The sequence below is a fragment of the Serinibacter salmoneus genome (assembly GCF_002563925.1).
Taxonomy (GTDB): Bacteria; Actinomycetota; Actinomycetes; order Actinomycetales; family Beutenbergiaceae; genus Serinibacter; species Serinibacter salmoneus.
Window position 1 is genome coordinate 2,763,540 of sequence record NZ_PDJD01000001.1, and the last position, 11,572, is coordinate 2,775,111.

12 protein-coding genes are annotated in these 11,572 nt (G+C 72.4%); all 12 read right to left on the reverse strand.

From position 1 onward, the window contains the following. Window position 1: 1 nt before the first annotated feature. From ATL40_RS12300 to ATL40_RS12355, 12 genes are read right to left on the reverse strand one after another with little or no spacing between them, the layout of a single operon-like run. Window positions 2-1,222, reverse strand: coding sequence for an acetyl-CoA C-acyltransferase (locus tag ATL40_RS12300; RefSeq protein WP_098469795.1), 1,221 nt, complete (start codon window positions 1,220-1,222; stop codon window positions 2-4). After that, a complete protein-coding gene (locus ATL40_RS12305; RefSeq protein WP_211283120.1) occupies window positions 1,219-1,929 on the reverse strand; it encodes a CoA transferase subunit B in 711 nt (236 codons plus the stop codon). Before ATL40_RS12305 ends, ATL40_RS12300 begins: the two co-directional genes overlap by 4 nt. Next, the gene (locus ATL40_RS12310) at window positions 1,929-2,696 is read right to left on the reverse strand and encodes a CoA transferase subunit A (RefSeq protein WP_098469796.1); all 768 of its coding nucleotides are present in this window, start codon (window positions 2,694-2,696) and stop codon (window positions 1,929-1,931) included. The genes ATL40_RS12305 and ATL40_RS12310 overlap by 1 nt, the downstream gene beginning before the upstream one ends. Next, window positions 2,693-3,652 carry an alpha/beta fold hydrolase gene (locus ATL40_RS12315; protein ID WP_098469797.1) on the reverse strand — a complete coding sequence of 320 codons (960 nt, stop codon included), beginning with the start codon at window positions 3,650-3,652 and terminating at the stop codon, window positions 2,693-2,695. The genes ATL40_RS12310 and ATL40_RS12315 overlap by 4 nt, the downstream gene beginning before the upstream one ends. After that, window positions 3,649-4,422 carry a 3-hydroxybutyrate dehydrogenase gene (locus tag ATL40_RS12320; RefSeq protein WP_098469798.1) on the reverse strand — a complete coding sequence of 258 codons (774 nt, stop codon included), beginning with the start codon at window positions 4,420-4,422 and terminating at the stop codon, window positions 3,649-3,651. Before ATL40_RS12320 ends, ATL40_RS12315 begins: the two co-directional genes overlap by 4 nt. After that, on the reverse strand, window positions 4,419-5,099 hold the full coding sequence (locus tag ATL40_RS12325; RefSeq protein WP_098469799.1) for a TetR/AcrR family transcriptional regulator: 681 nt from the start codon (window positions 5,097-5,099) through the stop codon (window positions 4,419-4,421). Before ATL40_RS12325 ends, ATL40_RS12320 begins: the two co-directional genes overlap by 4 nt. After that, window positions 5,096-6,643, reverse strand: coding sequence for a class I adenylate-forming enzyme family protein (locus tag ATL40_RS12330; RefSeq protein ID WP_098469800.1), 1,548 nt, complete (start codon window positions 6,641-6,643; stop codon window positions 5,096-5,098). The genes ATL40_RS12325 and ATL40_RS12330 overlap by 4 nt, the downstream gene beginning before the upstream one ends. After that, a complete protein-coding gene (locus ATL40_RS12335; protein WP_098470479.1) occupies window positions 6,640-7,767 on the reverse strand; it encodes a branched-chain amino acid ABC transporter permease in 1,128 nt (375 codons plus the stop codon). The genes ATL40_RS12330 and ATL40_RS12335 overlap by 4 nt, the downstream gene beginning before the upstream one ends. A 50-nt stretch (window positions 7,768-7,817) precedes the next feature. After that, on the reverse strand, window positions 7,818-8,693 hold the full coding sequence (locus ATL40_RS12340) for a branched-chain amino acid ABC transporter permease (RefSeq protein ID WP_098469801.1): 876 nt from the start codon (window positions 8,691-8,693) through the stop codon (window positions 7,818-7,820). Then, entirely contained in the window at window positions 8,690-9,442 is a 753-nt protein-coding gene (locus ATL40_RS12345; protein WP_098469802.1) for an ABC transporter ATP-binding protein, read from the reverse strand. The genes ATL40_RS12340 and ATL40_RS12345 overlap by 4 nt, the downstream gene beginning before the upstream one ends. Next, window positions 9,439-10,197 (reverse strand): ABC transporter ATP-binding protein, encoded by a 759-nt coding sequence (locus ATL40_RS12350; RefSeq protein ID WP_098469803.1) that lies wholly within the window; start codon window positions 10,195-10,197, stop codon window positions 9,439-9,441. Before ATL40_RS12350 ends, ATL40_RS12345 begins: the two co-directional genes overlap by 4 nt. A gap of 3 nt (window positions 10,198-10,200) precedes the next feature. Continuing rightward, window positions 10,201-11,448 carry a substrate-binding domain-containing protein gene (locus tag ATL40_RS12355; protein ID WP_098469804.1) on the reverse strand — a complete coding sequence of 416 codons (1,248 nt, stop codon included), beginning with the start codon at window positions 11,446-11,448 and terminating at the stop codon, window positions 10,201-10,203. Between the last annotated feature and the right edge of the window lie 124 nt (window positions 11,449-11,572).

The following is an 11,572-nucleotide window of genomic DNA, read 5'->3' on the forward strand; positions in this document are numbered from 1 at the left end:
CTCAGTCCTTTCCCTGCAGGAGGAGTGCGTCGCCCTGGCCCCCGCCGCCGCACAGGGCGACGCCGGCCAGGGAGGCGGGATGTGCGGCGATCGCGTGGGCCGCAATCGTGTGGGCAACATGCACCACCAGGCGCGCCCCGGAGGCGCCGATCGGGTGCCCGAGCGAGATCCCGCCGCCGTGCGGGTTGACCCGGGACTCCTGGAGTCCCAGCACGTCGACCGAGCGGGCCACCACCGCCCCGAACGCCTCGTTGATCTCCACGTGGTCGAGGTCGCCCGGTGCCACGCCCCCGGCCTCGCACGCGGCGGCGAGCGCCCGCGCCGGCTGCTCCGCGAGGGAGGAGTCCGGTCCGGCGACCTGGGCATGCGCGCCGAGCACCGCGAGCACCGGCCACCCCTCGGTGGCCGCGCGGGAGGCGGTGGTGAGCACCACTGCGGCGGCGCCGTCGGAGATCTGGGAGGAGTTCCCGGCCGTCAGCGTGCCGCCCTCGCGGAACGCGGGGCGCAGCCGCGCCAGGGACTGCGGGGTGGTCTCGGGGCGCACCCCCTCGTCGCGCGCGACCACCTCGGGCTCGCCGCGGCGCTGCGGCACGCTGACCGGCGCCAGCTCCGCCGCGAAGCCCCCGGCCTCCTGGGCGGCCGCGGCCCGGGTGTGGGAGAGCGCCGCCCAGTGGTCCTGCGCCTCGCGGCTGATGCCGTAGCGGTCGTTGTACTGCTCGGTGGACAGCCCCATGGAGATGCCCTCGGTGGCGTCGGTCAGCCCGTCGTGAGCGGCGTGGTCGAGCATCTCGATCGCGCCGTAGGCGTGGCCGCGGCGGGAGTTCGGCAGCAGGTGCGGGGCCTGCGACATGGACTCCATTCCGCCCGCCACCACGACCTGCGCCTCGCCCGCGCGGATCAGCCGCGCGGCGTCGATGATCGCGGCCAGCCCCGACAGGCACACCTTGTTCACGGTGATCGCCGGCACCGACCAGTCCAGGCCCGCGGCGAGCGCGGCCTGCCGGGCCGGGTTCTGCCCGGCACCCGCCTGGAGCACCTGGCCGAGGATCACGCGCTCGACGGCGCAGCTCACGTCAGCCGGAGAACCGCCGGCCTGGGCGAGCGCCGCCCGGATCGCGGTGGCCCCGAGATCGGCGGCACTCACCGTGCCCAGCGCACCCGAGAGCCGCCCCTGCGGGGTGCGCGCGGCGCCGACGATGACAACGGATTCCGAAGCGCTCATGCCCCGGCCCCCGCCGCACCCGCCGCCTCAGTCGCCCCCGCCGCCTCAGCCGCCCCCGCGACCTGCCCCACGCCGTCGGGCACGATGAGGTCGGGTTCGGTGGCGGCCACCACCTCGGCCACGCTCACACCCGGCGCCGTCTCGCGCAGCACGAGGCCCTCGGGGGTGACGTCGATGACCGCGAGGTCGGTGATGATGCGGTCCACCACGCCGCGGCCGGTCAGCGGCAGGGAGCACTCGGTGACGATCTTCGCGGCCCCGGACCGGGCCACGTGCTCCATGAGCACGATGACCCGGTCGGCGCCGTGCACGAGGTCCATCGCCCCGCCCATCCCCTTGACCATCTTCCCGGGGATCATCCAGTTCGCGAGGTCCCCCGACGCCGACACCTGCATCGCCCCGAGGATCGCGGCGTCGATCTTGCCGGCGCGGATCATGGCGAAGCTCATCGCGGAGTCGAAGAACGCCGATCCGGGCAGGGTGGTGACGGTCTCCTTGCCGGCGTTGATGAGGTCGGGGTCCACCTCCGCCTCCCGGGGGTAGGGCCCCACGCCGAGGATCCCGTTCTCGGACTGCAGGATCACGGAGGTGCCGGCGGGCAGGTAGTTCGGTACCAGCGTGGGCAGCCCGATCCCGAGGTTCACATACGAACCGTCGGTGAGTTCGGCGGCCGCGCGGGCGGCCATCTCCTGGCGGGTGAGTGCCATCAGTCGTCCTCTCGGGTGGTGCGTCGTTCGATGCGCTTCTCGACCTCGCCGACCTCCACGATGCGGTGCACGAACACCCCGGGCAGGTGCACGGCGTCCGGGTCGATCTCGCCGGCGGGCACGAGGCGCTCCACCTGCGCGATGCAGACCCGACCGGCCATCGCGGCCAGCGGGTTGAAGTTGCGGGCGCTGCGGTGGAACACGAGGTTGCCGTGGGTGTCGCCGAGGGCGGCGTGCACGATCGCGTAGTCGGTGGTGATCGCCTCCTCGAGCACGAACTCCCGTTCGGCGCCGCGGGAGTGGAAGGTGCGCACCTCCTTGGGCGGGGAGGCCACGGCCACGGATCCATCAGGGGCGTACCGGCGGGGCAGCCCGCCCTCGGCGACCTGCGTGCCCACCCCGGTCTGGGTGAAGAACGCGGCGACGCCGGAGCCTCCCGCCCGCAGTTTCTCGGCCAGGGTGCCCTGCGGGGTGAGCTCGACCTCGAGTTCCCCGGTGAGGAACTGCCGCTCGAACTCCTTGTTCTCCCCCACGTAGGAGGAGGTCATCTTCCGCAGCCGCTTGGCGGCCAGCAGCACCCCCAGGCCCCAGTCGTCCACGCCGCAGTTGTTGGACACGACTCTGAGGTCCTTGGTGCCCTGGGCGAGCAGGGCCTCGATGAGCGCCATCGCGTTGCCGCACAGGCCGAAGCCGCCGACGGCGATGCTCGCCCCGTCCGGGATGTCGGCCACGGCGGCGGCCACGCTGGGCACGGTCTTGTCGATCATCGGGCGGCCTCCTGGTCGGGCTGGGTCCCGGGCTGGGTCCCGGGCTGGGTCTCGGGTAGGGGGATGGCGCCGGCCACGAGGCGGGCGCCAGCCGGGCTCATCACGATCGTGTAGTGGTTGCGGGTCTCGATGCGCTCGTGGGTCAGCCACGGGTACGCCGCGAGCAGCTCGGTCAGCCCGTCGGCCGGGTAGAGGCCGGGGGGCTCGTCCTGCAGGCCCCGCGGCACGGTGATGAGGTGCGCGGGGATGCCCAGGTCCGCGAGCGCCGCGAGCGCCGCGGGCAGGGTCTGCCCGGTGGTGAGGTCGATGGTGTCGGCAGCGGTCGTCTCGTAGCTGGTCGCGGGCCGGAACGCCTCGCCGTCGGGCACGAGGTCGTAGGCGAAGTAGTCCTCGATGGTCGCGCTCCAGTCGGCCGCGAAGGCGGGGTGGTCGCGCCAGAAGTCGAGGTAGGTCTCCCGGGAGGCGAACCGGCGGGACAGGCGCTGCGCCGTCGGGCCGAGGACGGCATCCACCACCTGATCGGGAGTGAGCCCCGCCGGGATGGGCAGCGGCAGCCCGCCGTCCACCAGGGTGAGGCTGCGCACCCGCGCGGGGTGGCGAGCGGCCAGGACCACGGAGACGAAGGCCCCCATGGAGTGCCCCACCACCGGCAGGGCGTCGATCCCCAGGTGATCGAGCACGGCGGCGAGGTCGTCGGCGTGCCGCACCATCCCGGCCGGGCCGGCCACGTCCCGGGAGCGGCCGCGACCGCGCAGGTCCGGGGCGATCAGGCGTACCCCGGGCAGGGCCGCGACCACGTCCACCCAGGCGAGGTGGGAGGAGGTGACGCCGTGGACCAGCAGCACGGTCGGCGTAGGGCCGCCGGGTGCGGCGGGTGGGCTGGGCTCCCAGACGATCACGCGCAGCGCGCCGCCGGGCACGGGCACGTCGATGGGGCGCGGGGTGTGGGTGCTCATTTCGCCGACCATCCGCCGTCCATCGTGTAGGACGCCCCGGTGACCACGGCCGCGGCGTCCGAGCACAGCCATCCCACCAGGGAGGCGACCTCGCCGGGCTCCAGGAGGCGCTTGATCGCGGACTCCTTGAGCATCACCTGGGCCACCACCTCCTCCTCGCCGATGCCGTGGATCCTGGCCTGGTCGGCGATCTGCTTCTCCACCAGGGGGGTGCGCACGTACCCGGGGTTCACGCAGTTGCTGGTGACGCCGTGCGGGCCGCCCTCCAGGGCGGTCACCTTCGCCAGCCCCTCCAGGCCGTGCTTGGCCGAGACGTAGGCGGACTTGAACGGCGAGGCCCGCAGCCCGTGCACGCTGGAGATGTTGACGATGCGACCCCAGCCGCGCTCGTACATCCCCGGCAGGGCGGCGCGGATCAGCATGAACGGGCTGAGCAGCATGATCTCGTGGATCATCCGGAACGCGGCCGGGTCGAACTCGTGCAGCGGGGAGACCCGCTGGATGCCGGCATTGTTGACGAGGATGTCCACGTCGAGGGACGTCTCCTCCAGGGCCGCGGACGCGGAGAGGTCCACCACCCACGCCTCGCCGCCGATCTCGGCGGCGGCGCCCTCGGCGGCCTCGGCGGCGACGTCGGCCACGATGACGTGGGCGCCGCGGCCGGCGAGCTCCTGCGCGCAGGCGCGCCCGATGCCGCTCGCAGCCCCCGTGACCAGGGCGCGACGGCCGGTCAGGTCCTGGCTGCGTTGGCCTGTGGGCTGGCTGGTCATGGCTTCTCCTCCCCGCGCCCGGTGAGCGCGTTGGTGACGACCTGCATGGTGGCGGCCAGTACCGCCGGATCAAGGGCAAGTGGCTCGAGGGCGGGCGACTGGTCGTTCTCGCGCTGCCACAGCAGGTAGCGCATCCCGATGAGTTCCCCGGCGCCCATCAGGGCCCAGGCGGTCACCTCGGGGTCGAGGCCCGCGTCCACGTCGCCGTCGGCCTGTCCGCGTCGGAGGCCGGCGACGTATCCGGCGAGGATCCGCCCGTAGTGCTCCCGCAGGGTGTGGGGGGCCACGAACTCCGCTTCGCGCACCACCCGGTACAGCGCCGGGTGCTGCGCGGTGAAGGCGAAGAACGCCTCGAAGCCGGCACGCTCGGCCTCCAGCCGGGTGGCGGCGCCCTCCCCGGCCTTCGACATCGCGTGCCGCATCCGCCGGTTGAGGTCGAGCACGAGCGCCTCGAACAGCGCGAGCTTGGTCTCGAAGTACAGGTAGAACGTGCCGAGTCCCACGCCGGCGCCCTCGGTGATCTTGACGATCGAGGCCTCGTGGAAGCCGGCGGTGGCGAACACGTCCTCGGCAGCGGCGAGCAGTTTGGCCCGCGTCGCCTCACCCCGCTTGGTCAGCGGGCGACCGTTGGTGTTCAACGGACGCGGCTCGGGCGGCGTCAGCGCCTGCTCACTCATGCCGGTCCCCCTGTCTGCTGGTCTCCCGCGAGGGCGACGGCGCGCTCCCGCAGGCGGTTGCGGGCCACCTTGTCCAGGGCGCCCCGGGGCAGCGAGGCCACGACGGCGACCCGGGCGGGGACCTTGAAGGCGGCGAGGTGGTCCCGCGCGTGGGCGAGGACCTCGTCCGCCGTCAGGGCGGCGCCGGCGGCGGGCACCACGAACGCGACGCCGCGCTCCCCCCAGGTGGCATCGGGCACCCCGACCACGGCGGCGCGGGCCACGAGCGGGTGCAGTTCCAGGGCGTGCTCCACCTCGGCGGGCGCCACGTTCTCCCCGCCGGAGATGTAGATGTCCTTGAGCCGGTCCACGACCCAGTAGACGCCGGTGGCGTCCCTGCGCACCAGGTCCCCGGTGCGCAGCCACTGCCCATCGCGCGCGGCGGCGGTGGCCTCGGGGTCGTGCAGGTAGCCCGGGGAGACCCCCGGTCCGCTCACCCACAGCTCCCCTGTGCCGGCGCCGAGCACCTCTACGCCGCTGGCGGGGTCGGTCAGGCGGACGGACACGTGCGGGTAGGGCCGCCCGACCGAGCCGGCGTACTCCCGCCCGGCGGCGGCCGGCAGGCTGAGCACGTTCGGCCCCGCCTCGGTCAGGCCGTAGCCCTGCACCAGGGGCGCGCCGCGCTCGGCCCACGCCTCCCGGGTGGCGGCGGGGGTGCTCGCCCCGCCCACCAGCACGGTGCGCAGGCTGCTCAGGTCCGTCTCGGCCCAGTCCCGGTGCCCGGCGAGCGCCGCGTACTGGGTGGGCACGCCCATCACGGCGGTGACCCGGCGCTGGGCGATGAGTTGCAGCACCCGGCGGGGCTGGAAGGTGGGCTCGATGACCACCGTGGCGCCGCGCCACCACGCCAGCAGCGGCTGCACGTTCCAGGCGGCCACGTGGAACTGCGGGAGGATCGAGAGCACCACGTCCTCCTGCCCCAGCGGCATCGCACCGGCGAGGGCGAGATTGGTCCAGAAGCAGTTCTCGTGGGTGAGGACGACGCCGCGGGGCCTGGCCTGGGTGCCGGAGGTGAAGATCACCAGCAGGGCGTCCTCGTCGCGCACCTCGCGGGCCGGGCGCGGGTGCGCGGCGGCGGGCACGTGCGCCTCGATCCCCTGACTGCCCAGGTGCGCGTGCGGTGGCCGGGGTGCGGACATGGCCTCCCTCGCCTCGGTGGCCAGGGTGGTGAACGCCTCGTCGCTGACCAGCAGGGCCGGTCGGGCGGTCTCCAGCAGCCCGGTGGCCTCGCGGGGCGTCAGTCGCCAGGAGATCGGCACGAGGGCGGCGCCGAGGCGGGCGCAGGCGAAGAACAGCACCACGTGGTCGGCGCTGGAGACGGCGACCGAGGCGATGAGGTGCCCGGGGCCGTACCCGGCCTGCTGCAGGCGCTGCGCCAGGGCGGCCGAGCGCTCCTCGAGCTCCCCGTAGGTCACGGTGACCCCGCGGTCGTCGATCGCGATCCGGTGCGGGTCCCGCTCGGCGCTGGCGCTCAGCCAGGGCCCGACGACGTGGCGCGCGGTCATGACGGCCTCGTCTCGGCCGGCCGCTCACCCTCGGCGACGTCCGCCTCGAGGGCCGTCAGGCCCTCGGTCCCGCCGCTGACCGTCCCTGCGCCGTCGGCACGCCGGCCCGCCCTCAGCCGACGCCGCCGGATGAGGGAGTCCACGGTGCCGGCGATGCCGCCGGGCAGGAACATCACCACGAGGATGAACAGCACCCCGAGGATGAACAGCGGCTCCGAGAGCGGGATCCGCAGCACGGCGGGCAGCGAGGCGATCGCCTCCGAGCCGGCCAGGAACGTCAGCCGCTGATCCAGGATCGTGTAGAGCACGCCCCCGATGATCGCGCCCCAGCGGAACCCCACGCCGCCGAGCACCACCATGACCAGGATCGTGATCGTCAGGTCCGCGGAGACGGCGCGCGGCACGGTGCCGGACTGCAGCAGCATGTAGGTCACGCCGGCCAAGGAGGCGCACAGCGCGGCGATCACGAAGATCGCGAGCTTGGCGCGGTTCGGCTGCAGGCCGAGCACCTGCACCCGCAGCTCGTTCTCGCGGGTGGCGCGGGCCAGGTGCCCGAGCCGGGAGCGGTCGATCCACAGGGCCACGAGGTAGACCACCACGAGGACCGCGAGGGTGATCCAGTACATGTTGCGGGTGTTGACCACGCCGATGAGGAAGCTCGGCACGTTGTCCGTGGTCAGGCTGAGGCCCTCCTCCCCGCCGGTCACGCCGCTGTTGCGGCGCACCAGCACGGACCCGGCCTGGGCGAAGGCGAGGGTGACCATGGCGAACGGGATGCCGGAGACCCGCATTGCGATGCCGCCGGTGACCGCCGCGATCGCCAGGCCCCCGATGAGGGAGAGCACGACGGCGAGGATCAGCGGGAGCCCCGTGTTGGCCAGGATGATCCCGAGTCCGTAGGCGCCGGCGCCGAAGTAGAGGGCGTGGCCGAAGGAGAGCATCCCTGCGGTGCCGAGCAGCATGTTGTAGGACAGCGCGAGCGCCGCGAAGACCATTGCGAGGGACATCACGGCCATCGCGCCGGGCTGGTAGGTGGGGGTGGGCAGCAGCCCCGGCACGGAGATGTTCAGCAGCGGCAGGCACGCGATGAGGACCACGAGGCCGGCGCCGAGCGCGGGGCCCATGTAGCGCCGCAGCGGGGTGGTGGCGGTGTCGGATGCGGGGGTGGTCGTGCTCATGCCTTCCTCCCGAGGAGTCCGCGGGGCCGCAGCAGCAGCACCGCCGCGAGCAGCACCACGACGATGAGGTCGCCGGTCCCGCCGAGGTAGTAGTTGGCCAGCTGCTGCATCACCGCGACGATCACCGAGGCGATGGCGGCGCCCGCGAGGGACCCGAGGCCACCGATCACGGTGACGATGAAGGCGAAGATCAGCAGGGTCTGCCCCAAGTGCGGGGAGACGTACCCGGTGTAGTGGGCCGCGAGGACCCCGCCCACCCCGGCGGCGGAGCCGCCGATGGCGAACACGAGCGTGAAGGCCTTCTTCACGTCGATCCCCAGCGCGGTGACCATGGAGCGGTTCTCCACGCCGGCGCGGATGATCATGCCGTAGCGGGTGTGTCGCAGGAACAGCACGAGGCCCACGAGCAGGAGCACCGCGGTGATCATCAGCACCCAGTAGACGTTGGGCACGTTCGCGCCGAACACGCCGGTGGTCTCGTCCAGCCACGCGGGGCCGGTCACGTAGATCGGGTCGGCCCCCCAGATCCCCTCGTACAGGGCCACCGCGGCCAGGGCCAGGCCCACGGTCACCAGGACCTGTTCGATGTGGCGTTCATACAGCGGGCGGATCAGCACGAGTTCCGTGGCGGCGGCGATGAGGGTGCCGGTGATCCCCCCGATGAGGATGCTGACCAGGAAGGCGGCCCAGCCCTGGGCGCCCATCCGGCTGGCGACCTCCCAACCGATGAAGGCGCCGAGGGTGAGGAAGATGCCGTGCGCGAAGTTCAGCACGTGCATCAGGCCGTAGATCAGGCTGAGGCCGGAGGAGACGAGGAAGTACAGGGCGCCCAGGCCCACCCCGGTGATGAGGACGAGGATGAGGGTGCTCATGCGGGGCTCCCCTGGGTGTTCTCGTGGCCGGGCGCGGCGGGGCTCGGCGTCTCGTGGCTGCCGACGCCGAGCAGTCGCTTGACCAGCACCGGGTCATCCAGCAGGGCGGTGGCGTCCCCGGTGTGCACCACGCGGCCGGAGTCGATGACCACGGCGGTGCCGGCGAGGCGGCGGACCACCTCGAGGTTCTGCTCCACCAGCACGATCGGCACGGTGGCCGCGGCCTTCTCCAGGGCGTCGGCCACCTCGGTGACGATCCGAGGCGCGAGGCCCTTGGTCGGCTCGTCCACGAGCAGTACCCGGTTGTCGTTGAGCAGCGCGCGGGCCACGGAGACCATCTGCTGCTGCCCACCCGAGAGGGTGCCGGCCGCCTGGTTGCGGCGCTTGACGAGGTCCGGGAACAACTCGGCGACCAACTCCCGGTTGGGGTTCTTCTGCCGCTCCGCCAGGGCGAGGTTCTCCGCGACGGTGAGCTTGGAGAAGACCTCGCGGTCCTCCGGCACGTAGCCCACGCCGCGCTGCACGATCTTGTGGGTGGGCAGGGTGGCGATGGACTCCCCGGCCAGGGTGATGGTGCCGGTGCGCTTGATGAGCCCGAGGATGGAGCGCAGCGTGGAGGTCTTGCCGACCCCGTTGCGCCCGAGGATCGCGGTGATGCCGGTGTCGGGGATCTCGAAGGTGACGTCCTCGACCACCTGCTGCCCGGCGATGGACCCGGCGAGGTGCTCCACGGTGAGGATGGCGCTCATACGGCGGTCCCGAGGTAGGCGGACTGCACGAGCTCGTTCTGCATGATCTTCTCCGGTTCATCGAGCGCGATGATGCTGCCCGAGACCATGACGGCGACCTGGTCCACCAGGTCCATCAGGACGTCGATGTGGTGCTCCACCATGAGCACGGTGCAGCCCTTCTCCTGGTGCATCCGCCGGATGGCGGCCACCAGGCCGGGCACGTCCCCGGTGCCGACGCCGGCCATGGGCTCGTCCAGCAGCACGAGGGAGGCGTCGGTGGCCAGCAGCACGGCGATCTCCAGCTTGCGCTTGTCGCCGTGGGAGATGTCGCCGGCCATGAGGTGGGACCGCTCGAGCAGCCCCACCTCGGCGAGGGCCTCACGCGCCGCCTGCGTGGCGTCGTCGTGCCGGCCGGGGAAGGCGAACAGGGAGTAGTTCCCGCCCCGCGACACCTGCGCCGCGATCCGCACGTTCTCCAGGATGCTCAGGCGGGGGAAGTAGCTGGACGTCTGGAACGTCCGGCCGAGCCCCGCCCGGGCCCGGGCCGGCACGGACATCGAGGTGATGTCCTTGCCGTGCATCCGGATCCGCCCCGCGGTGGGGGCCATCACTCCGGAGATCGTGTTGAACAGGGTGGTCTTGCCGGCACCGTTGGGGCCGATCACCCCGACGAGGCCACCGGAGGCGACGTCCAGATCGACGCCCTCCAGGATGGTGGCCCCGCCGATGGTCAGACCGACGCCCGCGACCGACAGCGCAGGTGAGGCGGGCATGGACTACTCGACCTCCGCCGGGGCCACGGCGTCGGCCTGCACGGTGTCGATCAGCTCGGGGGTGTAGGTGTCGCCGTCGGCCACGAGCTTGACCTGGTACATCTCCTGGATGAGGGCGTGGTCGCCCTCACGGACCGTGAGCGTGCCCTTGGGACCCTCGAAGGTGTAGCCCTCCAGGGCGGCGATCATCGAGTCCACATCCTGCCCGTTCTCGATGGCGTGGGCGATCATCAGGGCGGCGTTGAAGCCGTCCGGGCTGAACAGGTCCGGGGTGCTGCCGGCGGCCTCGATGTGTTCGACCATCGCGGTGTTGATCTCGTTGTCCGGGGCGCCGGGGAAGTAGTAGTTCAGGAACGAGATCTGCTCGCTCGCGGAGCCGTAGGCGCCGAAGGTGGCGGCGTCGCCCAGGCCGGTGACCACGGGGACGGCGTCGAACACACCCTGCTGGCTCATGGCCTCCCACATCGTGCCGGAGGTGGCGCCGGCCCAGGCCACGAAGACCAGGTCGGGGTCGGCGTCCAGCACCTGCTGGGCGAAGGTGGTGAACTCGGTGACGTCCTCGGCCACGAGGATCGAGGAGACCTCCGCGCCCTGGCCGCCCAGGATGGCCTCGACGGCGGCCACGTTGCCCTGCCCGAAGGCGGTGTCCTGGGCGAAGACCACCACGCTCTGCCCGGAGATCTCGTCCAGGAAGGTGCCGGCCGTGGCCACGTCCTGGCTGGACTGGCGGCCGGAGCGGAAGGTGTACTCGTTCACGCCGGTGATGGCGTCGGCCGCGGCGGGGCCGGAGATGTACAGCACCTGGTTCTGCGCCGCCTGCTCGGCCACGGACAGGGCCACACCCGAGGAGGCGGTGCCCGCGAGGATCTGCACGCCGGAGCCGATCAGTTCCTTGGCGGCCGTCACGGCCTTGTCGGCGTCACCGCCGTCGTCGCGGACCTCCACGATGATCTCGGTGTCGCCGATGATGTTGGTGCCGTCGGTGATGTAGTCCAGGCCGGCCTCGAAGCCGTGCAGGTACTGCTCGCCGTAGCTGGCCAGGGCGCCGGTCTCGGAGGTGATGATGCCGACGGTGACCTGCTCGCTCGCGGTCGCCTCGCCGTCCTCGGTCTCCTCGCTGCCCGACTCCTCGGTGGTGTCCGCGTCGGTGGTCTCGGTGGCGGCGCTGTCCTCGCTCGGGGCGCAACCCACGAGGCCGATCGCCGTGATCACTCCCACGCAGGAGAGGAGTGCCTTCTTGGTCACACGCATGGTGAGGGCCCTTTCGTCGTTGAAAGCCGCAACCTGAATCGGTCTTCAGGTTTGCCCCCGAATCTAGGACCAAGGTCCCCCCTCGTCAACACGAGAACCGAGCCTTCCGGTCACAATCGCGTCA

What these genes read in the sequence shown, in the direction of transcription:
- ATL40_RS12335 (WP_098470479.1), bottom strand. Translation starts at nt 7,767, where the DNA reads ATGGGCCCCGCGCTCGGCGCCGGCCTCGTGGTCCTCATCGCGTGCCTG.
- ATL40_RS12345 (WP_098469802.1), bottom strand. Translation starts at nt 9,442, where the DNA reads ATGAGCGCCATCCTCACCGTGGAGCACCTCGCCGGGTCCATCGCCGGG.
- ATL40_RS12350 (WP_098469803.1), bottom strand. Translation starts at nt 10,197, where the DNA reads ATGCCCGCCTCACCTGCGCTGTCGGTCGCGGGCGTCGGTCTGACCATC.
- ATL40_RS12355 (WP_098469804.1), bottom strand. Translation starts at nt 11,448, where the DNA reads ATGCGTGTGACCAAGAAGGCACTCCTCTCCTGCGTGGGAGTGATCACG.
- ATL40_RS12330 (WP_098469800.1), bottom strand. Translation starts at nt 6,643, where the DNA reads ATGACCGCGCGCCACGTCGTCGGGCCCTGGCTGAGCGCCAGCGCCGAG.
- ATL40_RS12325 (WP_098469799.1), bottom strand. Translation starts at nt 5,099, where the DNA reads ATGAGTGAGCAGGCGCTGACGCCGCCCGAGCCGCGTCCGTTGAACACC.
- ATL40_RS12315 (WP_098469797.1), bottom strand. Translation starts at nt 3,652, where the DNA reads ATGAGCACCCACACCCCGCGCCCCATCGACGTGCCCGTGCCCGGCGGC.
- ATL40_RS12340 (WP_098469801.1), bottom strand. Translation starts at nt 8,693, where the DNA reads ATGAGCACCCTCATCCTCGTCCTCATCACCGGGGTGGGCCTGGGCGCC.
- ATL40_RS12305 (WP_211283120.1), bottom strand. Translation starts at nt 1,929, where the DNA reads ATGGCACTCACCCGCCAGGAGATGGCCGCCCGCGCGGCCGCCGAACTC.
- ATL40_RS12310 (WP_098469796.1), bottom strand. Translation starts at nt 2,696, where the DNA reads ATGATCGACAAGACCGTGCCCAGCGTGGCCGCCGCCGTGGCCGACATC.
- ATL40_RS12300 (WP_098469795.1), bottom strand. Translation starts at nt 1,222, where the DNA reads ATGAGCGCTTCGGAATCCGTTGTCATCGTCGGCGCCGCGCGCACCCCG.
- ATL40_RS12320 (WP_098469798.1), bottom strand. Translation starts at nt 4,422, where the DNA reads ATGACCAGCCAGCCCACAGGCCAACGCAGCCAGGACCTGACCGGCCGT.